This window comes from Dietzia sp. IBK-p2-16D, assembly GCF_057773085.1.
On sequence record NZ_JBYMTL010000005.1, the window covers coordinates 159207 to 179402 of the forward strand.

Consider the following 20196-nt stretch of genomic DNA (forward strand, 5'->3'; position numbering starts at 1 on the left):
AGGCAGTGCTGTCTCAGGCCACGCGGTCCCCGGCCCGCCGGGACACCGCAGCCCCGAGCTGGAGCATGCGCATCGACCGCTCGGTGGCCTCGACCAGCAGTCGTCGACCCTGGGCGACGGCGTCGGCCAGGGGCATGGGGACCGCCATGATCGAGGTGACGGCACCGATGCCGATGTCGTGGACATCCGGCGCCCCCCGGCCCAGCGACCCGGCGATCGCCATCACCGGCACTCCGGCCAGCCCGGCGCGGCGCGCCACCTCGGCGGGCACCTTGCCCCGGGGCGTCTGGAAGTCGATCGCCCCCTCGGCGGTGATCACCAGGTCGGCGGCGGAGATCTCGGCGTCCAGGTCCGCCCCGAGCAGGTCCGGGGTGAGCAGGGTGTCGAATCGGGAGCGCAGTACCGCACCGAGCCCACCTGCCAGGCCGGCCCCTAGCCCGCCGGACGCACCGGTCCCGGCTCCCGTCCGCAGGTCGAGCCCACCGGGGGCGCCCACCCCGTCGCGCCGGAGCACGTCGGCCCACCGTTCCAGTCCCCGCTCGAGGTGTGAGACCTGGTGCGGGGTCGCCCCCTTCTGCGGGCCGAACACGCGGGCCACCCCGCGGGGTCCGCACAGGACGTTGGTCGCATTGCAGGCCAGCTCGACGGGCACGCGGGCCAGCCGCGGATGCACAGGGGACAGGTCCACGCGCGCCACCCGGTGGAGGTGACGGCCACCGTCGGGGAGCACCTCGTCGTCGTCGTCGAGGATCAGCGCCCCGAGCGCGGCGAGGGCCCCGACCCCGCCGTCACACGTCCCGGAGTCGCCGCAGCCCACCACGATCCGGTCGGCACCGGCGTCCAGCGCGGCGGCGATGAGCTCGCCCACGCCACGCGTCGTGGTCTCGCCCGGATCCCGCAGGTCGTGCGGCACGAGCGACAGCCCGGCTGCCGCGGCCATCTCGATGACCGCGGTGCGCGGCCCGCTCCCGCCGAGCATCACCCACGTCGCCGTGACCGGGAGCCCCACGGGACCGGTGACCACCGTCTCGGTCGTCACGCCACCGGTCGTGGCGGCGAGGATCGACACGGTCCCCTCCCCACCGTCGGGCACCGGCAGCGTCGAGACGTGCACCCCCGGCAATGCGCGGCGGACCCCGGCGGCGATGGCGTCGGCCACCTCGATGGCGTCGAGGGACTCCTTGAAGCCGGACGGGGCGACGAGAATGCGATCGGGCAGGTACATGAGTCATTTCCTTCAGGGGGAGGGGGTTCAGGACAGGAATAGGGGCAGGCCCAGGACGGGCCACACCCACCAGGCGAAAGCCAGGAACACCACACACATCAGCGGGGTGAGCCAGGCGGACAGTCGGAGCAGGTCACGACGTTCGAACGTGGGCACGTCGACCACACCCGCGAAGATCGTCACCGGCTTGGCGGAGGACGGCAGCGTGTGGCAGAGGCCCGCGGCGGCGGTCGACAACAGGGCGGCCGCAACCGGGGACACGCCCACTCCCGGCGCGAGTGACAGGACGATCGGCACGAGGACCGCGGACCGGGCCGAGCGCGACTGGATCACCAGGTGCGACAGGGCGGAGACCACCACCACTGCCACCACGAACACCGCGCCGGCGACCGGCCCGGAGTCCGGCACCCGACCCAGGGCGACCCGGGCGAGCAGGTCCGCCGCGCCGGACGTGCCCAGGGCGTGGCCGAGCGTGACGGTGGCCGCCATGAAGAGCAGCAGGGCCCACGGGATCTTCTTCACCGCGTCCCCCAGCTCGACCCCGCCGTAGCGCGGGGACGTCACCACCAGGGCGCCGATCAGGGCGATCAACGCCGGTGGCGCCCCGTGGAGTGCCTCGGTGGACCACAGCACGATCATCGCCGCGAGCAACAACACGGTGCGGGACTGCTGGACCGTGAGCGGACCCGTCACCCGGCCCGCGCCGGCGGCCTCGAACTCCGACACCCCGATCTGCAGCCCGCGGCCGCGTTCCTCGGAGGTGGTGAACAGCAGGAGGACGAGTTCGGCGGCCAGGTGCGAGGAGACCAGCGCCAGCGGCAGTCCGAGGATCAGCCAGTTCGCGAAGTCGAGCCCCTCGTGGCCGGCGGTGGTGAGCAACTGCACGGTGATGAGGTGGGCGCCGGCCCCGATGAGCGAAGCGACGGCGGACAGCAGGATCACCGTGGGGAACAGCAGTGCCAGCATCCGCACGAGCGCCGGCCGGTCCGCGAGCACCCTGGCCAGCGCCAGGAAGACCGGCAACGCGAGCGCGGCCCGCCCGGACGTGGCGGGGACGGCGAACGCCGTCGCCAAGAGCGCGGCGGTGAGCAGGTGCACCAGGCTCCGCGGCCCGCGGGCACCGGTCACCACGAACACCGCCGCCCGGGTGGCGAGTCCCGACGCGGACACCGCGAACGCGATGATGAACGCCGCGATGAGCAGCCACATCGTGTCGTCGCCGAGGGACCCGAACAGGGCGTCGGGGTCGGAGATGCCCAGAACGGTGAGGACGACGGCCGCTCCCAGCGCGACGAACGTGTCGTCGACATCGGTGAACACCCAGAACCACGCCGCCGCCGCGAACACGGTGAGGGTGGGGATCGCGGACGCCCCGGCGTCGGGGCCGGCCACGGCGAGCGCGACGACACCGGCGGCGAGGACCAGGGCGGCGACGGCCGCGCGGAGCACCCGCGTGGATGGCCGGAAAGAGCTCGGCCGGAGCCCGCGCCGCGGGGTGCTGCGGGCATGCGGGGACGACCCACCGGGCCCCGGGGTCCGGTGGTGGACGGTGGTGGTCACGACAGTTTGTATCCGGCCCCGCGGACGGTGACCAGCCGTTCGGCGCCGATCTTGCGGCGCAGTGTGCGGACGTACACGTCGACGACGTTGGAGGCGGGATCGAAGTCGTATCCCCAGGCATGGGCCAGGATCTGCTCCCGGGAGAGAACCTGGCCCGGGTGCTTGAGGAACACCTTGAGCATCGCGAACTCCCGGCTCGTCAGCTCGACGGGTCGCCCGGCGACGGTGGCGATCCGGGTGAGCAGGTCGAGGGTGAGGTCGCCGTGGTGCAGGACGGGTGTGGCCTCCGCTGACTCACCGCGCTCGCCCAGCCGGATACGCACCCGGGCGAGCAGTTCGGCGAAGTGGAACGGCTTGGCCAGGTAGTCGTTGGCCCCGGATTCCAGGCCGAGGACGGTGTCGTCCACCGAGTCGCGGGCGGTGAGAACGACGACCGGCGTCGTGATCCCCGACCCGCGGGCGGTGGCGAGCACCTCGAACCCGTCCATCAGCGGGAGGCCGATGTCGAGGACCACCAGGTCGTGGTCGCCGGCCCGCATGGCCTCGAGGGCGGAGCGGCCGTCGGCGACATGGGAGGTGACGAAGCCGGCGGCGTGCAGGCCCTTCTGGAGGAACGACACGATCCGGGCGTCGTCCTCGGCGATGAGGATGCGGTTCACGGCTGGGCCTCCTGAGGGCGGTCTGGAACGGGGATGTCGACGGCGAAGGTGGCGCCGTGACCGGGCGTGGAGTCGAGGGTGACGGTGCCTCCGTGGGCAGTCGCGATCGCGGTGACGATGGCCAGTCCGAGGCCGGCGCCACCGGAACCGGAGGTCCCGGCGGTGCCGCGGTCGAAGCGGCGGAAGATGCGTTCGGCGTCCTCCGGCGCGACCCCGGGGCCCTCGTCGGCCACGGAGATCACCAGGCGGCCGTCGACCCACCGGGACCCGATCCGGATCCGGTCGCCCACCTCGGTATGGGTGACCGCGTTGGACGCGAGCTGGAGCACGGCCTGGGTGATCCGCTGCGGGTCCACGGACGCCCTGCCCTCGGCGATCTCGACGAGTTCCCACCGGCGGTCGCCCAGCTGTTGGGCCTGGGACTCGATGTCCAGCAGCAGCTCGGCGGCGTCGACGGGTCGGGGCCTGACGAAGTCGGGTCGCTCGGACTTGGCCATGGTGAGCAGGTCGGAGACGATCCGGGACATGCGGTCGAGTTCGGAGTCGACGAGGCGGAGGGTCTCGGCGCGGGCGGCGGGGTCGTCGTCGGGATCCATCGTCTCGAGGTGACCGCGGATCACCGTGATCGGAGTCCGCAGCTCGTGACCGGCGTCGTCGACGAACCGACGTTGGGTGTCGTAGGCACCCTCGATCCGGTCGAGCATCGCGTTGAACGTCTCGGCGAGCTGGGAGATGTCGTCGCGACCGTGTACCGGAACCCGGCTGTCGAGGTCGCTCTCCTGTATCCGCTCGGCCACCAGGCGCACCTCTCGGACGGGCGCGAGGATCTGTCCGGCCACGAGGTAGCCGAACAGTGCGGTCAGCGCGAGGCCGCCGAGCGACCCCCAGCCGAAGACGCGCATGGTGGAGTCCACCTCGGCACGTTCCGGCCCGGTGAACACGGCGATCACGAACGTCGACTCGCCGGCGGCCGCGTCCGCCCCGCCCGGTGTCTCACCGGCGGCGATGGTCATCTTGCCCCACCGGACCGGGCCGACAGGACTGTCGGCGATGCCCGACGGGGCGGCCGAGGCCCGGATGGTCTCGAGGAGTTCCGCATCGGCCGCGAGGTCGTAGGGGCTCGGATCGCCGGCGGAGCGGTCCACGGCGAACACCCTGGCCTCGTCCATCCCCAGGTGGACCTCGTCGGCCGCAGGGATCTGGCGGCTGAGATAGAGCCGCAGCAGTCGTTCGGGATCGTCGAACGGCTCTGCGGTCGTCGGATCGACGCCCTCCCGGACGAACGCGCGGAACTCGTCGAGCTCCTGGACCACGTCCGCGTTCGCGGTCCGGTCGACGTCGGCCATGAGCAGTGTCCGGAGCGTCAGACCGAGTGCGAGCAGCACCAGGGCGGTGGTGAGCACGATCCACCCGACGATCCGCCACCGCGCCGGGATCGAGGTGGCGTCCGCCCGTTCGGCGGCGCCGGTCTCAGTCGTCCCAGTCGTCATCCCAGTCATCCCCGTCGTCGTCCCACCCATCGTCCCAGTCGTCATCCCGGTCGTCTCCGTAGTAGGGCACCACCGGCTGAACCGGTTGCACGGGCACCGGTCGCGCCGGTGCCGGTGCCGGTGCCGGCGCGGGCGCCGACGCCGGTGCCTCGCCGGGGGATGAGGTGGTGGTCGGGGAGGAGCTCGTCGTGGGAGATGACGACGACGAGGTACGCCCGTGCTGGCCGGGGGGCGCGTGCAGGTCGACCGTCGCGTCCTCGACCCGGACGGGCGGGGCGCCGGTATCGGAACCGATCGCCACGGCGCCCAGTGCGAGTCCGGCGGGCACGAGCACCACCGCGGCGATGAGGGCGAGCTTGCGCGTGAACTCAGACATGGCGGGCCCGGTCAGTCGTCGAGGTCGTCGTCGTCGTTGTCCCGGTCGTCGTCGCGGTCGTCGCGGTCGTCCCGGTCGTCGCGGTCGTCGTCGTCCCGGTCATCGTCCTGATGATCCAGGTCGTCGTCCGTCGACGGGGCGGCGGCTCCCGCGGTCCCGTCGACGGACTGGGCAGGCGCGGTCACGGTGGTGGTCTCGGAGGCAGGGGCATTGCTCCCGGCGTCATTCCCCGCGCCGCATCCGGACAGGATGAGGGCGGCGGAGGCGGACAGGGCGAGGAGGACGGTGCGGAGGCTGTTGTTCTCTGTCATGAGTGCCATCCTGGGTGCCCGGTATGACGGGTTGATGAAACCTCCATGACGGAGTCTTCATGTCGCACCTCGGCGGGCGCCGGTGTCGGCCGGACGCGAGAACACCCCGCGGTGGTCGACCGCGGGGTGTTCTCGGGTGTTCTCGGGTGCTCTGGGCTGCCGCCGAGGGGGCGACCAGCGCCGGTCAGGCGAGGTCGACCACCACGTTCTTCAGCACGGGGGCGTCGTCGCGCTCGGCGACGGTCGCCGCCACGAGCAGTCGCGAGCCCTCCTCCCACACCCGAATGCGCATGGTCTCGCCGGGGAAGAAGATGCCGCCGAAGGTGACTCCGTAGCCGCCGACGCGCGCCACGTCGCCGCCGAGCACCTGATCCACGACCGCCCGCAGGAGCAGGCCGTACGAGCACAGGCCGTGGAGGATCGGGCGGGGGAACCCGGCTGCCTCCGCGAACGCGGGATCGGAGTGCAGCGGGTTGCGGTCGCCGCAGAGGCGGTAGAACAGCGCCTGCTGGGGGAGCGTGGCCACCTCGATGGTGTGGTCGGCCTCCCGCTCGGGGTACTCGACCTTCTCGGAGGTCCCGCGATCGCCGCCGAAGCCCCCCTCGCCGCGGGCGAAGATGCCCGAGCGCGAGGTCCACAGCTTCTCACCGTCGGCGGAGACCGTCTCGGACTCCTGGATGATCACCGCGGCCGAGCCCTTGTCCTGGATCTCGGCGATCGTCGTCGTCGTCGTCGCCGTTCCGGCCGCCGGGATGGGCCGGTGCAGCGTGACGGACTGGCTGCCGTGGACGACCTTGGCCAGGTCGATCTCGACGCCCGGGAAGGACACCCGGGGCGCCTCGGTGACGTTCATCGTCGCTGCGACGGTGGCGAACGACGGCAGCACCTTGGGCGCCGTGTCGTGGACGTACTCCAGACCGGTGGTGTCCATCGGGTCGGCGGCGGCGCCCACCGACAGGGCGTAGAGCGCCACGTCGGAGGCGGTCCAGGAGAACTCCTGCGAGGGGAGCTCGGCCCCGAGGGCCTTGTCGAGGTCGATCGGCACGTCAGACTCCCGTCTTCGCGGTGGTGGTGGGGGTGGAGGCCAGCATGTTCTCCACGGCGAGGTAGCCGAAGACCATCGCGGGGCCGATGGTGGCGCCCGGGCCGGCGTAAGTGTGACCCATGACCGGCGAGGAGGCGTTGCCCGCGGCGTAGAGTCCCTCGATCACGGAGCCGTCCTCACGCAGGACCCGGCCGTGGACATCGGTGTTCGCGCCGCCCTTGGTGCCGAGGTCGCCGGGCACCATCTTGGCGGCGTAGAACGGCGCCTTGCGGACCGGGCCGAGGCTCGGGTTGGGCTTGTTGGTCGGGTCGCCGTAGTAGTGGTCGTACCCCGACTCGCCGCGGTTGAAGTCCTCGTCGACGCCCTTGGCGGCGAAGCCGTTGAACTTCTCGGTGGTCCGCTCCAGCGCCTCCGCCGGCACGCCGATGAGATCGGCGAGCTCGGCGAGGGTGTCCGCCTTGTGGAAGTTCTCGGTCTCGAGCCACTTCCTGGGCAGCGGCTGCTTGGCCTGCAGACCGGCGAAGAGGTACCTGTTCTTGTACTCCTGGTCGAAGATGATCCAGGCCGGGACGTTCTCGCCGGGCGTCCCCTCCTGCCCGGCGGGTGCCTGTCCGAACTCGCCGCCGTACATCTTGTGGCCGGCCTCGACGTAGGGCAGCGACTCGTTCATGAACCGCTCGCCTCGGGAGTTCACCATGAAGGAGCACGGCAGCGACCGCTCCGCCAACGCGAACCAGGGGCCGCGGGGCAGCAGGATCGACGGGCCCCACCAGGAGTCCTCCATGAAGGACAGCGAGGCGCCGGCCTTCTCCATGTACTCGATGCCCTCACCGGTGTTGGCGGCGGCGCCGACGGTCCACGAGGTGGGGATGGGCTGACGCTGGTACTTGTCGCGCATCTCCTGGTTGTGCTCGAAGCCACCGGACCCGATCACCACACCGAGCCGCGCACGGAGGGTCACCTCCTCGCCGCCGCGGGTGACGGTGATGCCCACGACGCGCTCCTGGGTGCCCGAACCCTCGGTGACCAGGCCGGTCATGGGGGTCTCGAGCCACACCGGAACGCCGGCGTCGAGCAGGCCCTTGCGCATCGCGGCGATGAGCGCGCGACCCATCCCCACCGAGTTCTGCCCGCGCGCCTTGGCGAGGAACATCCGGAGGGCGACCCGGATCGAACGCCTGATGCCCTTGGTGTGCGGACGCTGGAGGAGGTTGAGCCAGCGGTAGTCGGACTGCATCACCACCATGTTGACCGGCGCCTTGGCGTAACCGGGCTCCAGCTTGTCGGCCTCGGACCCGAGCTGGCGGAGGTCGAACGGCTTGGGCTCGACGGACCGGCCGCCGAGACGCCCACCGGGAGCCTCGGGGTAGTAGTCGGAGTAGTCCTTGACCCACTCCAACCGCAGGGGGCTGTTGGCGAGGACGAAGTCCAGGACCTCGGGACCGCGGTCGACGTAGGTGTCGATCTTCTCGGGCTCCACCGCGTCGCCGATGATCGAGCGGAGGTACGTGCGGGCCGCCTCCGGGGTGTCCAGGACGCCGTCGCGTCGGAGCACGGAGTTGTTAGGGATCCACACGCCGCCGCCGGAGCGCGCGGTGGAGCCTCCGTAGTGCGGGGCCTTCTCTACGAGGACCACGCTGAGGCCCTTCTTTGCTGCAGCGAGGGCGGCCGTCATGCCTGCTCCACCGCTGCCGACGACGACGACGTCGAATTCCTGGTCTGCCATGTAGAACACGTTATAGAACTGAGCGCCGTGGCGCCAGACGGCCCAGGTAGCATCCCCCTCATGCTCAACGAGGAGACCCGCGCCACACTTGCCCAGCGACTCTGGGACGCCGAGTCGGACGTCGCGCCGATCGCGCCGCTGACCGACGACCATCCTGGCATGACCCCGGACGACGCCTTCGAGATCCAGCTGGTCAACATCCGCCGCAGGCTCGATGCCGGCGCGGTGGTGACCGGCCACAAGGTGGGCCTGGCGTCCAAGGCGATGCAGGAGATGATGGGCGTCGACGAGCCCGACTACGGGCATCTGCTCGACACGATGGAATACCCCGAGGGCACCGCGATCGAGGCGGCCCGGTTCTGCTTCCCGCGGGTCGAGGTGGAGGTCGGCTTCATCCTGGGCGCCGACATCCCGCCGGAGGGATGTTCCCAGGAGGAGGCCGCCGCGGCGATCGAGTGGGTCGTCCCCTCGATCGAGTTGATCGACTCCCGCATCCGGGACTGGAAGATCACGCTGCCCGACACGATCGCGGACAACGCCTCGTCGTGTGGCTACGTGGTGGGCGAGCAGCGGGTCCGGCTCGCGGACATCGACGTCGCGGCGATCGACGCGACCCTCTACAAGAACGGCGAGTTCCTCGCGTCCGGGCGTTCCGACGCGGTGCTCGGTAACCCGCTCAACTCGGTCGGGTGGCTCGCGTCGACGGTCGCCAAGTTCGGTGTCCGTCTGCGCAAGGGTGACGTGATCCTGCCGGGCACCGCGATCCGCGCGATGGACGCCGCCCCGGGCGACAGCTTCCGCGCCGAGTTCGCCGGGCTTGGCGACGTCACCATGGACTTCCGCTAACCGTCCGCGGCCAGCGCGCGACCGGCCGCCGCGGCGACGCGGGTGACCAGCGGCTCGAGCCGGGCCAGCGCGCTCTCGTCCGCCGCGCTGGCGGACAACGCGGCGACGGCCCGCGTCCCGCCTGCGAGCTCCTCGTCGTCGTCGTCGTCGAACACCGGCGCCGCCACGCAGTACAGGCCGGGCGTGAGCTCGGCGCGGTCGATCGCGCGTCTCCTCCGTCGTATCTCGGCGAGCTCCACCGCCAGGGCGTCGGGGGAGGTCACAGTGGTGTCCGTCCACTCGACCAACGGCCCCTGCGCCACGCGCTCGGCCGCTGCCTCGTCGAACGCCAGCATCGCCTTTCCTACCCCTGTGCAGTACGCCGGCAGGCCGCCGCCGATCCTCGACGGCGACGGGATCGGCCGCGGCCCGTGCAACTTGTTGAGGTAGACCACCTCGTCGCCGTGCAGGGTGGCCAGGTGAACGGTCGCGCGCGTGGCCTCGAAGAGGTGCGCGAGGAACGGTGTGAGCACCCGGCGGATCCGCTCGTACGCCGGCGAGACCGGGATCGGGTCCAGCTCGTGCACCAACGGCCCCAACCGGTAGCGCTGCCCGATCCTCGTCACCGCGTCGTTGCGCTCGAGCGCGACCAGGAGGCGCAGCGTCGTGGATTTGGCCAGCCCGGTCTCGCGCGCGATCTCACTGAGCGTCATCCCTGTCCCGCCCGCCGTCGCGCGTAGCACCTCGAAGGCGCGGTCGACGGGAGAGGAGGGGGGCTCGGTCATGCGGCGAGTGTAGCGCGCGGGTCGGACACGGGAGGCCGGGCGGATCGAACGCTTGCGCTAACACCTGCCGGGTCATAGTATCGAACGCAAGTTCTAGATCGAGCACGCCGGAGGTGGGGGAATTGTCGACGACGAGGTCACTGTTCGCGGTTCCGGAATCCCTGGGCGGGCTCGACTCGACGGCGGTGAGCGAGGCGGCACGGGCCGCGACCCTGGCGCAGAACCGGGCAGGTGCCACCAGGCTGGAGGCGGCAGCGGCCCTGGTCGAGCAGATGTCCCGGGCGGACGAGGTCGGCACGGGCGTCGACCGCGCCGAAGGGGTCGCCGGGAGCGGTGCTCGTGCACGTCCGGCATACGCACGGTTGGACCCGCAGTCCAGGGCTCGTGACCATCTCGTGGCGGCCTGTCAGCTCACGTGCTGGCACGCCGCGCGTCTGGTCACCGCCGGGGTCCAGATCCATTCGCGGCTCGCGCGACTGCGGGCCTCGGTGGAGCGCGGGGTCGTTCCCGAACAGCTCGCCATCGACATCGCCTGCAAGCTGGCCGAGGTGCCCGACTCGATCATCTCGGACGTGGAGGACGAGGTGGTGGCGGGCATCGTCGACGACCTGGACGGCGGTGACCGGCCGACTCGCAATTCGGTGGACGGCCGGATCGATGAGGCCGTCGGCCGGCTCGACCCGGAGGGCGCCGAGGATGCCCGGGCCCGGGCGGCGCTCACGCGTACGGTCCGGTTCCGGTCGGGCCGGGACGGGATGGCCTCGATGTGGGCGAAGCTGCCTCTGGCCGATGCGGAGTTGCTGCGGGGACGTATCGAGACCGACGCCCGCGCTGCCTCCGGAGACGGCTTGCCCGGCACGCTGGATCAGCTGCGTGCCGACGCTCTCGCCTCCCTCGCCGTGTACGCCCCGGCGCCCGCCCCGGCCCCGGCGCCCGCCGACGCCGGCGGGACGGACTCCGGCCCGGGGGACGACGGATCGATCGAGCTGGGTGAGGTCACCGTGGGTGCGGACATGCCCAGGCCGTCGCTCGGTAACGCCGCCGCAGCCGGCCGGCCGATCCGGGTGAGCGTGATCGCCGCGGCCGCGCAGGGGCTGCCCAACCGCGTGGAATTCGTGCACGGCGCATACAGCAGTTACTCCTGGTTGTGCCAGCAGTTGCTGGAGGGCGACGACGCACGCGTGCGGTTCGAACTCGTCGACCCCGCCCCCGGCGTGCTCGACTCCCCGGAACACGCCCTGCGCTACCTGATCACCCCCGCGATGGCGGAGCGCATCCGCATGCGCGACGGCACCTGCCGCCACCCGGGGTGTTCGGTTCCCGCGGAGGACTGTGACGTGGACCATGTGATCGCGTTCAACACGAAGGACCCCGAGCTCGGCGGGCCGACCACCGAGTGGAACCTCGTCTGCCTGTGCCGCAAACACCACCGGGAGAAGACGTTCGGGACCAACGCCTACAGGCCCGGCCCACTCGGCGAACTGATCATCCTCACCGACACCGGACACCAACACCGCACCAGACCCAAGGGCCCCTTGGCCCGTGCGCGCGACGCCATACGGGAACGCGAGTGGAACGCCTTCGCAGACAGGCTCATCAGCGCAGACGGTCACCTCACGAACCCTCCGGGCGCGGCCCGGGCGCGCGCACGGCCGGCCTGAATGCCGGCGGGCCCAGCCCTGGAGTGCCGGAATTTCACTGAGTGGCACACTCTGTTGTCGCACGGGCCCGCCCGCGCGACACTTCCGTCATGACAGACAAGACCAAGCTGACCGCCGCGATCGTGGGGTCCGGCAACATCGGCACCGACCTCATGTACAAGCTCGAGCGCAGCGAGTACATCGAACCCAAGTGGATGATCGGCATCGACGCCGAGTCCGAGGGCATGAAGCGCGCCGCCGACCACGGCCTCACCTGCATGGCGGGCGGCGCCGACGAACTGCTCACCTCCATCGAGGCCGGTGGCGAGAAGCCCGACCTGCTGTTCGAGGCCACCAGCGCGTACGTGCACAAGGCCTACGCGCCCAAGTACGAAGAGGCCGGCATCATCGCCATCGACCTCACCCCGGCCGCGGTCGGCCCGATGGTCATCCCGCCGGCGAACCTCCACGAGCACGTCGACGCCCCCAACCACAACATGGTCACCTGCGGCGGCCAGGCCACCATCCCGATGGTCCACGCCGTGTCCTCGGTTGTGCCCGTGGAATACGCCGAGATCGTCGCCTCCGTGTCCTCCGAGTCGGCCGGCCCGGGCACCCGCGCCAACATCGACGAGTTCACCGAGACCACCAAGTTGGCGATCGAGCAGGTCGGCGGCGCCAAGCGCGGCAAGGCCATCATCATCCTCAACCCGGCCGAGCCGCCGATGATCATGCGCGACACGATCTTCTGCGCCATCCCCGAGGATGCGGACCACGACCTCATCACCACCGCCATCCGCACGCGGGAGAAGGAGATCCAGGAGTACGTGCCGGGTTACCGCCTACTCCAGGAGCCGCAGTTCGACCCTCCCACCGAGATCACCGGCGGCATGGCCCGCGTCGCGATCTTCGTCGAGGTCGAGGGCGCCGGAGACTTCCTGCCGCCGTACGCCGGCAACCTCGACATCATGACCGCCGCCGCCACCAAGGTCGGCGAGGACATCGCCAAGACCAAGCTCGGAGTGTGACAGACATGGATACGACCAACCCGCACAACGCCCACGCCCGCGCCTATAGCGCCGAGCTCGACATCCGCATCACCGACTCCTCGCTCCGCGACGGTTCGCACCACAAGCGGCACCAGTTCTCCGTCGAGGACGTTCGCAACGTCGTCGCCGCGCTCGACGGCGCCGGCGTCCCGGTCATCGAGGTCACCCACGGCGACGGCCTCGGCGGCGCCTCCTTCAACTACGGCTTCGCCAAGTCGTACGACCAGGACCTCATCAAGGTCGCGGCCGAGACCGCAAAGCAGGCCAAGATCGCGTTCCTCACGCTGCCCGGCCTGGGCATCAAGGACGACATCCTCCAGGCCCGGGACAACGGCGGGTCGATCTGCCGCGTGGCCACCCACTGCACCGAGGCCGACGTCTCGATCCAGCACTTCGGCTACGCCCGCGACCTCGGCCTGGAGACCGTCGGTTTCCTCATGATGAGCCACACCCAGCCGCCGGAGGTGCTCGCGAAGCAGGCCCGGATCATGGCCGACGCCGGCTGCCAGTGCGTCTACATCGTCGACTCGGCGGGGGCGCTCGTCATGGACCAGGTCTCCGACCGCGTCTCGGCTCTCGTCGCCGAACTCGGTGACGACGCCCAGGTCGGCTTCCACGGCCACGAGAACCTCGACATCGGCGTGGGCAACTCCATCATGGCCATCCGCGCGGGCGCCCAGCAGATCGACGGCTCCACCCGTCGGTTCGGCGCCGGCGCGGGCAACACGCCCGTCGAGGCGCTGGTCGGCGTGTGCGACAAGCTCGGCATCACCACCGGCGTCGACTTCTTCAAGATCGCCGACGCCGCGGAGGACGTGGTGCGCCCCCTCATGCCGAGCGAGTGCGTCGTCGACCGCCAGGCCATGATGCTCGGCTACGCCGGCTGCTACTCGTCCTTCATGAAGCACGCCGAGGGCCACGCGCAGCGGTACGACGTGCCGGCCTCGGAGATCCTCCTCCGCGCCGGTGAGCGTCGACTCGTGGGCGGCCAGGAGGACCAGCTCATCGACATCGCGCTGGAGATCCAGAAGGAGCGGGCCAACGCCTGATCCTCCCGGGGCTCGGTCAGGTGTTGACGCCGACCTTCTGCCCCGTGTCGGAATAGACGTACCACCCGCGACCGGTTTTCCGGCCCAGATCACCGCGCTCCACCCGCTCCGCGAGCGTGCGTTGCGGTGCATGGGCCGGATCACCGGTCTCGGCGTACCTGGCCTGCTTGACGTGATAACCGATGTCGAGGCCGGTGAGGTCCATGAGTTCGAACGGGCCCATCGGGTAACCGAGAGCGGTGCGGCAGGCGGTATCGATCGACTCGAGGTCGGCGTATCCGTCCTCGTAGAGATGAAGCGCCTCGTCTCGGACGGCATTCAGGATGCGGTTGGCGACGAAACCGGGGATCTCCCGGTTCAGGATCACGGGCTGTTTGCCGATCGACCGGACGAACTGCACGGCCGTGTCCATGGTCTCGTCCGACGTCTCCGGACCGCGCACCACCTCGACGCAGGCCATCACCAGCGCCGGATTGAAGAAGTGGATGTTGCAGAAGAGGTCCGGCCGCGCGGTCGCCGACGCCATTGCCGACGGCACGATGGACGATGAGTTGGAGGCGAGGATCGCTCCGTCCGGACTGGCCGCGTCCAGTGCCGCGAACAGTTCGCGCTTCACGTCGAGTTTCTCGACCGCGGCCTCGATAACCAGGTCGACATCCTCGGCCATCGCGGCCATTTCTGTGCCGGTCTCGAGCCGCGCGAACGCGGCCTCGCGCTCGCCGGCAGTGAGGCGGCCCTTCTCGACGTTCCGGTCCATGCGCGCCCGCAGTTGCGAGAGCGCGGCCTCGAGCACCTCCGCGGCGATGTCGGTCAGCCCCACCCGGTACCCGGCCAGGGCGCACACCATCGCGATCTGAGAGCCCATCGCCCCGGCGCCCACCACGAGGACACGATCGATCCCGTCCGGCCGGGCCGTCTCCTGCACTGATTCGGTCATCGCTACCGCCCCGTGAATTCTGCGCGTCGCTTGCCGAGGAATGCCTCGGTGCCCTCGGTCTTGTCCTCGCTGCCGTAGAGGATCGCCTGCGCCAGATGCTCGACCACCTGCCCGGTGCCGAGGTCGGCGTCCATGCCGGTGCGGACGACGAGCTTGGCCAGCCGCACCGCCAGCGGCCCCTTGGCGGCGATGGTCCCGGCGACCTCGCGGGCGTGGTCCAGCAGCTCGGCGGCCGGCACGATCGAGGTGACCAGGCCGATCCCGAGGGCTTCCTCGGCGTCGATGAACCGGCCGGTGAGGATCATCTCGATCGCGCGGCCGGTGCCGACCAGCCGGGCCAGGCGTTGCGTGCCGCCGGCGCCGGGCAGCACCCCGAGAGTGGTCTCGGGCAGCCCGAACCGCGCCGAGTCCGCGGCCACGCGGATGTCGCAGGCCATGGACAGCTCACACCCGCCGCCGAGCGCGAACCCGTTGACAGCCGAGATGGTGGGCTTGGGGAAGTGTTCGATGCGGTTGAACACGTTCTGCATCCGGTGCTCGAGCCCGGTCGCGACGGTGTAGTGCTGCAGCTGCGTGATGTCGGCGCCGGCGACGAAGGCCTTGTCTCCGGCCCCGGTGAGGATGAGGACGGCGACGTCGTCGTCGTGTTCGGCGCGGTCCATGACGTCCTGCAGGTCATCGAGGACACCGGCGGACAGGGCGTTGCGCACCTCGGGACGGGTGATCGTCACCAGGCGGACGCCGTCGGCAGTGGAGACCGTCAGCGTGTCATATGTCGTGGTCATGGTTGTTTTCCTGGAGGGTCGGGGGTGAAGTGTCGCCGGTACCGGTCCTGTTGGTCCGGCGCGATCAGCGAGTGGAGGAAAAAGCCGAGTTGGGCGCGGTGGTACTCGTCGAGGGTGTGGGTGCGGGACCAGAACCAGTGCTTGAGGGCCCAACCGTGGGTGATGAGGACCAGGTCGACGACGACGAGGTCGACGTCCACCGGAGTGAAGACACCCGCATCGATCCCGTCCTCGATGACCGATCGCAACGGGGCGGCGGTGGCCAGTTCGAGTTCCTTGAGCCGGTTGCGACCCTCCGGGGACAGGGTGCCGCTCTCGCGGTAGGACAGCAGCACCGCCGGAATGTTGGCGTCGATGATGTCCAGGTAGCGCCGGAAGCCTGCGGCGAGCCGGTCGACAGGGCACTCGCCCGCCTCGTCGATGGCCGGCTGGATCTGATCGGAGAAGTCCTCGAGGATGCCGGTGATCGCGGCCTCGAGGACGTCCTCCTTGCCGGAGAAGTACTTGTAGGCCAAACCCACGCTCACCCCGGCCTCCTCGGAGAGCGCCTGCATGGACATCTGGTGGTAGCCGGTGCGTTCCATGACCGCCACGGCGGCGTCGATGAGCTGCTTGCGGCGCCCCCGGGCTCGGGACGCCGCTCCCTGCCGTCCGACGTCGATGTTGGCCTCGGGTGTCGTCATGTGGTCCTCCGCTCGGTTCTGTGCCACCTGCTGAGTGTCCTACAGGCCGAGATCCTTCGCGATAATGGTCTTCATGATCTCGCTGGTCCCGCCGTAGATCGTCTGGATACGGGCGTCGACGAACGCCCGTGAGACCGGGTACTCGCGCATGTAGCCGTAGCCGCCGTGGAGTTGGAGACACCGGTCGGCGGTCCGCACCTGGAGTTCGGTGGCCCACCACTTGAGCCGGGCCGCGCGTGCCGGGGTGAGGTCGCCGCGTACGTGCTCGGCGATGCAGTCCTCGAGGTAGGTACGCGCGATGTCGAGCTCGGTGTCGAGTTCGGCCAGGACGAACCGGGTGTTCTGGAACGACGACACCGCGGTGCCGAACGCCTTGCGCTCACGCACATAGTCGATGGTCGCGGCCAGGACGCCCTCGGCGGCGGCCACCGCGCCCACCGCCAGCGAGAGGCGTTCCTGCGGCAGGTTGTGGACCAGTTGGCCGAAGCCGTCGCCCTCCTGGCCGAGTAGGTTCTCCACCGGCACCCGCATGTCGGTGAAGGACAACTCGGAGGTGTCCTGGGCGTGCAGCCCGATCTTGTCGAGGTTGCGCCCCCGTTCGAAACCGGGGGTGTCGGCCTCCACGACCAGCAGGGACAGTCCCGTGTGCCGGTCCTGGGACGTGCGGACGGCCACCACGAACAGGTCACCGTTCTGGCCGTTGGAGATGAAGGTCTTGGCGCCGTTGACCACGTAGTGGTCGCCGTCCCGGACCGCGGTGGTGCGGATCCCCGCCAGATCGGACCCGGTGCCGGGCTCGGTCATGGCGATGCCGAGGATCGTCTCCCCGGTCACGACCCCGGGCAGCCACCGGGACTTCTGCTCCTCGGTCGTCATGTCCGTGAGATACGGCAGGACGACGTCGTTCTGCAGGGAGAAGCAGATCGCCTCGGAGGCGGCCCCGATCTTCGAGACCTCGTCGATGAGGATCGCGTTGAATCGGTAGTCGTCGACCCCCGGGCCACCGTGTTCCTCGGGGACGGAGAACCCGAGGAGTCCGAGTTTCCCGGCCTCGGTGAACAGTGACCTGTCCACCCCTTCGGCCTTCTCCCATCCGTCGTGGTTGGGGGCGATGACCGAGTGGGCGAAGTCGCGTGCGACCTCGCGTACCGCGGCGTGGTCGTCGTCGTAGTTCGAGGTACGGATGCTCATCGGAACGCACTCTCCCCGGTGAAGGCCTGGCCCAGGATCAGCTGGTGCATCTCCGGGGTCCCCTCGTAGGTGAGGACGGACTCCAGGTTGACCATGTGGCGAATCACCGGGTATTCGAGAGAGATCCCGTTGCCGCCGAGGATGGTGCGGGAGGTGCGGCAGATCTCGAGCGCCTCGCGGGTGTTGTTGAGCTTGCCGAAGCTCACCTGCTCGGGCCGCAGGCCGGCGCCGTCCTTGAGACGACCGAGATGGAGGGACAGGAGCTGGCCCTTGTGCAGTTCGACGGCCATGTCCGTGAGTTTGGCCTGGGTGAGCTGGAAGCCGGCGATCGGCCGGCCGAACTGGGTCCGCTGCATCGAGTAGTCGCGTGCGGACTGCCATGCGGACCGGGCGGCGCCCATCGCGCCCCAGATGATCCCGTAGCGGGCCTCCGACAGCGACGACAGCGGTGCTTTCACGCCCACCACCTCCGGCATCACGGCGTCCGCCGGGAGGCGGACCCCGTCGAGTACGAGCTCGCCGGTCACCGACGCGCGCAGCGACATCTTGTGGTGGATGGTGTTGCCCTGGAAGCCGGGGGTGTCGGTGGGGACGATAAACCCGCGGATCCCCTCGTCCGTCTGCGCCCAGACCACGGCGACGTCGGAGATGGACCCGTTGGTGATCCACATCTTGCGGCCGTCGAGGATCCAGTCGTCGCCGTCGCGGCGGGCCCGGGTCTTCATGGACGACGGATCGGAACCGGCGTCGGGCTCGGTGAGACCGAAGCAGCCGATGATCTCGCCCGCGGCCATACCGGGGAGCCACCGCTGCTTCTGCTCCTCGGTGCCGCAGTTGTAGATCGAGTACATGGCGAGTGACCCCTGGACCGAGACGAGGGAGCGGATCCCGGAGTCGGCCGCCTCGAGTTCGAGGCAGGCGAGTCCGTAGTGCACCGCGGAGGACCCGGGGCAGTCGTACCCGTCGAGGTGCATGCCCAGCACGCCGAGCTCGCCGAAGCCCTTCATGAGCTCCCGGTAGCCCGGCAGGTCGCCGGCCTCGAACCAGTCCGCGACGTGTGGCATGACGTGCTCGGCGCAGAACCGACGGACGGTGTCGCGGACGGCCAGTTCGTCGTCCGAGAGCAGCGAGTCGATGTTCAGGGGATCGATCGCGTCGAATGCGGGTGGCGTGGTGGTGTTCATGGGGTCAGCTCCTGTGGGCGCAGTCGGTGAACAACCCGGCTGCGTAGTCGTCGGCGGCCTGCTGGGACGCCTTGTAATGGACCTTCTTTCCCGTCGCGCTGACCGGAAGGGACTCGACGAACCGGTAGGCGCGGGGGCGTTTGAAATCCGAGAGCATGGGATGTTCCCGGCAGTGGCGGTCGAGGTCGGCGATGGCGGGCGGCTCACCGTCGGCGGCGACGATGAAGGCGACGATCTTGCGACCCCACTTGGGGTCCGGGACGCCCACGACGAGGGAGTCCGCGACCGCGGCGTGTTCGTTCAGCGCCTCCTCGACCTGGATCGGGTGGACGTTCTCCCCGCCGGAGACCACCATGTCGTCCTTGCGTCCGACGATCGTGACGAACTGGTCGGCGTCCCAGGTGGCGAGGTCACCGATGTGCAGCCACCCCTTGTTGAACTTCGCGTTCTCCTGCTCGGAGGCGTTGAAGTACGTGTTGGCGCACTTGGGGGACCGGATGATCACCTCGCCGACGTCATCGGAATCCGTGTCGACGGTCTCGTGGGGCTCGGCGAGGCGGTCCTCGAACAACCGGACCACCCGCACGTCGTCGTCGATGCAGGCGCTGCCCGCGGATCCAGCCTTCTCGGCGACGTCCCCGGGCCGCAGGAAGGTGTTCCAGAAACCCTCGGTGGTGCCGTAGCCGTTGAAGATCCGGGGATTGAGGACCTCCTGGTACCGGAGGGCCGCTTCGCGTTCGAGGGGGGATCCCATCGTGACGATGCCGCGCAGGGAGGACAGATCGCGGGCCGATCGCTCCTGCTCGGCGGCGAGAAGTGCGAGGTTCGTCGGCGCGCCGATGAGGAAGGTCACCCCGTACTTCTCCACCAGGTCGAGGGTCTCGGCGGCGTCGAACACCCGCATCGGAATCACCTGGCCACCCACGTAGAACGTGGGGTTGGGGCCGCCCGAGTACAGGCCGCCACGGTGGAACCACGGTGTCATGTTGAGCGTGATGTCGTCCGGGCCGAGCGGGAACTGCATGATCACGTCGTGGGCGGAGAAGATCTCGATCATGCTGTTCATGGGAACCGCCTTGGGCATCCCCGTGGTGCCGCTGGTGTACAGGCGGGTTGTTTCGTCCCAGACGGTGCGACCCGGGTCCGGCAGGGAGGCGGGCTCCACCGCGAGCTCGGACCAGCGCACCGTCCGCGAGCCCTCACACTCCACGGGGTCGGTCTCGCCCACGCCCACGATGAGGTGGGGCCGACCGGTGTCCCGGGCGAACGTCTCGGTGATCATCTGGTTGAGCGATGTGTCGTAGACGAACACCTTCGGGGCGCTCCGGCCGAGGATGTAGGCGGTCTCACCCGCCGCGAGCCGGAAGTTGATCGGCGAGCCCACCGCGCCGATGGCCTGGGTGGCCAGGTACAGGATCGCGAACTCGGGCCCGTTGTAGAGCTGGTAGGCCACGACGTCGCCGGGCGCGACGCCGGATCGGACGAGTCCGGTCGCCACGCTGCGCACACGGGCGGCGAGGTCTCCGTAGGTCCAGACCTCACCCGTGCCGGGATCGGTCAGCGCAGGGCGCCGCGAGTAGCGAGAGGCGTTCCGCCAGAAGGCGTTGACGTAGGTGAAGTCCTTCTCGAAGAACTCCTTGTACGGGGTCGGGTCGTATTCCATGGTGGTTCCCTTT

19 protein-coding genes are annotated in these 20196 nt (G+C 70.0%); 4 read left to right on the top strand and 15 right to left on the bottom strand.

The features are described from left to right. Positions 1-13: 13 nt before the first annotated feature. The 8 genes from AC3DE3_RS12115 to kstD form a co-directional block, all read right to left on the bottom strand. Positions 14-1225, bottom strand: coding sequence for a glycerate kinase (locus AC3DE3_RS12115; RefSeq protein WP_260486678.1), 1212 nt, complete (start codon positions 1223-1225; stop codon positions 14-16). A 27-nt stretch (positions 1226-1252) separates the two neighbouring features. Next, positions 1253-2785 carry an SLC13 family permease gene (locus tag AC3DE3_RS12120; RefSeq protein ID WP_260486679.1) on the bottom strand — a complete coding sequence of 511 codons (1533 nt, stop codon included), beginning with the start codon at positions 2783-2785 and terminating at the stop codon, positions 1253-1255. Next, positions 2782-3444, bottom strand: a complete 663-nt coding sequence (locus AC3DE3_RS12125; protein WP_067711728.1) for a response regulator transcription factor — start codon at positions 3442-3444, stop codon at positions 2782-2784. The genes AC3DE3_RS12120 and AC3DE3_RS12125 overlap by 4 nt, the downstream gene beginning before the upstream one ends. Next, positions 3441-4934, bottom strand: coding sequence for a sensor histidine kinase (locus AC3DE3_RS12130; protein ID WP_488370140.1), 1494 nt, complete (start codon positions 4932-4934; stop codon positions 3441-3443). The genes AC3DE3_RS12125 and AC3DE3_RS12130 overlap by 4 nt, the downstream gene beginning before the upstream one ends. Further along, positions 4915-5310, bottom strand: coding sequence for a hypothetical protein (locus AC3DE3_RS12135; protein WP_260486681.1), 396 nt, complete (start codon positions 5308-5310; stop codon positions 4915-4917). Before AC3DE3_RS12135 ends, AC3DE3_RS12130 begins: the two co-directional genes overlap by 20 nt. Positions 5311-5321: 11 nt before the next feature. Then, positions 5322-5621: a hypothetical protein gene (locus AC3DE3_RS12140; RefSeq protein WP_488370141.1), complete on the bottom strand. Its 300-nt coding sequence runs from the start codon at positions 5619-5621 to the stop codon at positions 5322-5324. A gap of 184 nt (positions 5622-5805) precedes the next feature. Then, positions 5806-6666 (bottom strand): MaoC/PaaZ C-terminal domain-containing protein, encoded by an 861-nt coding sequence (locus tag AC3DE3_RS12145; RefSeq protein WP_488370142.1) that lies wholly within the window; start codon positions 6664-6666, stop codon positions 5806-5808. 1 nt (position 6667) lies between these two features. Beyond that, positions 6668-8401, bottom strand: coding sequence for a 3-oxosteroid 1-dehydrogenase (gene kstD, locus AC3DE3_RS12150; RefSeq protein WP_488370143.1), 1734 nt, complete (start codon positions 8399-8401; stop codon positions 6668-6670). Between the two features lie 51 nt (positions 8402-8452). On the opposite strand from kstD, the gene AC3DE3_RS12155 reads away from it, so the two are divergent. Continuing rightward, the gene (locus AC3DE3_RS12155) at positions 8453-9238 is read left to right on the top strand and encodes a 2-keto-4-pentenoate hydratase (RefSeq protein ID WP_407335648.1); all 786 of its coding nucleotides are present in this window, start codon (positions 8453-8455) and stop codon (positions 9236-9238) included. Here the strand turns inward: AC3DE3_RS12155 and AC3DE3_RS12160 are convergent. Further along, positions 9235-10002, bottom strand: coding sequence for an IclR family transcriptional regulator (locus tag AC3DE3_RS12160; RefSeq protein WP_488370144.1), 768 nt, complete (start codon positions 10000-10002; stop codon positions 9235-9237). The genes AC3DE3_RS12155 and AC3DE3_RS12160 overlap by 4 nt on opposite strands. 113 nt (positions 10003-10115) lie before the next feature. Here AC3DE3_RS12160 and AC3DE3_RS12165 point away from each other — a divergent pair, with 113 nt between their 5' ends. From AC3DE3_RS12165 to dmpG, 3 genes are all read left to right on the top strand, one after another. Next, positions 10116-11663, top strand: coding sequence for an HNH endonuclease signature motif containing protein (locus AC3DE3_RS12165; protein WP_488370145.1), 1548 nt, complete (start codon positions 10116-10118; stop codon positions 11661-11663). An 89-nt stretch (positions 11664-11752) separates the two neighbouring features. Next, entirely contained in the window at positions 11753-12670 is a 918-nt protein-coding gene (locus AC3DE3_RS12170; RefSeq protein WP_253003178.1) for an acetaldehyde dehydrogenase (acetylating), read from the top strand. A 5-nt stretch (positions 12671-12675) separates the two neighbouring features. Further along, a complete protein-coding gene (gene dmpG / locus AC3DE3_RS12175) occupies positions 12676-13740 on the top strand; it encodes a 4-hydroxy-2-oxovalerate aldolase (RefSeq protein ID WP_067711758.1) in 1065 nt (354 codons plus the stop codon). Between the two features lie 16 nt (positions 13741-13756). Here the strand turns inward: dmpG and AC3DE3_RS12180 are convergent, their stop codons facing one another. From AC3DE3_RS12180 to AC3DE3_RS12205, 6 genes are read right to left on the bottom strand one after another with little or no spacing between them, the layout of a single operon-like run. Further along, positions 13757-14677 carry a 3-hydroxyacyl-CoA dehydrogenase family protein gene (locus tag AC3DE3_RS12180; protein WP_488370146.1) on the bottom strand — a complete coding sequence of 307 codons (921 nt, stop codon included), beginning with the start codon at positions 14675-14677 and terminating at the stop codon, positions 13757-13759. A gap of 2 nt (positions 14678-14679) precedes the next feature. Continuing rightward, positions 14680-15462: an enoyl-CoA hydratase/isomerase family protein gene (locus tag AC3DE3_RS12185; RefSeq protein ID WP_488370147.1), complete on the bottom strand. Its 783-nt coding sequence runs from the start codon at positions 15460-15462 to the stop codon at positions 14680-14682. After that, on the bottom strand, positions 15459-16145 hold the full coding sequence (locus AC3DE3_RS12190) for a TetR/AcrR family transcriptional regulator (RefSeq protein WP_488370242.1): 687 nt from the start codon (positions 16143-16145) through the stop codon (positions 15459-15461). Before AC3DE3_RS12190 ends, AC3DE3_RS12185 begins: the two co-directional genes overlap by 4 nt. Positions 16146-16184: 39 nt before the next feature. Further along, on the bottom strand, positions 16185-17336 hold the full coding sequence (locus tag AC3DE3_RS12195) for an acyl-CoA dehydrogenase family protein (protein WP_488370148.1): 1152 nt from the start codon (positions 17334-17336) through the stop codon (positions 16185-16187). Further along, a complete protein-coding gene (locus AC3DE3_RS12200) occupies positions 17333-18520 on the bottom strand; it encodes an acyl-CoA dehydrogenase (protein WP_488370149.1) in 1188 nt (395 codons plus the stop codon). The genes AC3DE3_RS12195 and AC3DE3_RS12200 overlap by 4 nt, the downstream gene beginning before the upstream one ends. 4 nt (positions 18521-18524) lie before the next feature. Continuing rightward, a complete protein-coding gene (locus AC3DE3_RS12205; protein WP_488370150.1) occupies positions 18525-20183 on the bottom strand; it encodes a class I adenylate-forming enzyme family protein in 1659 nt (552 codons plus the stop codon). Between the last annotated feature and the right edge of the window lie 13 nt (positions 20184-20196).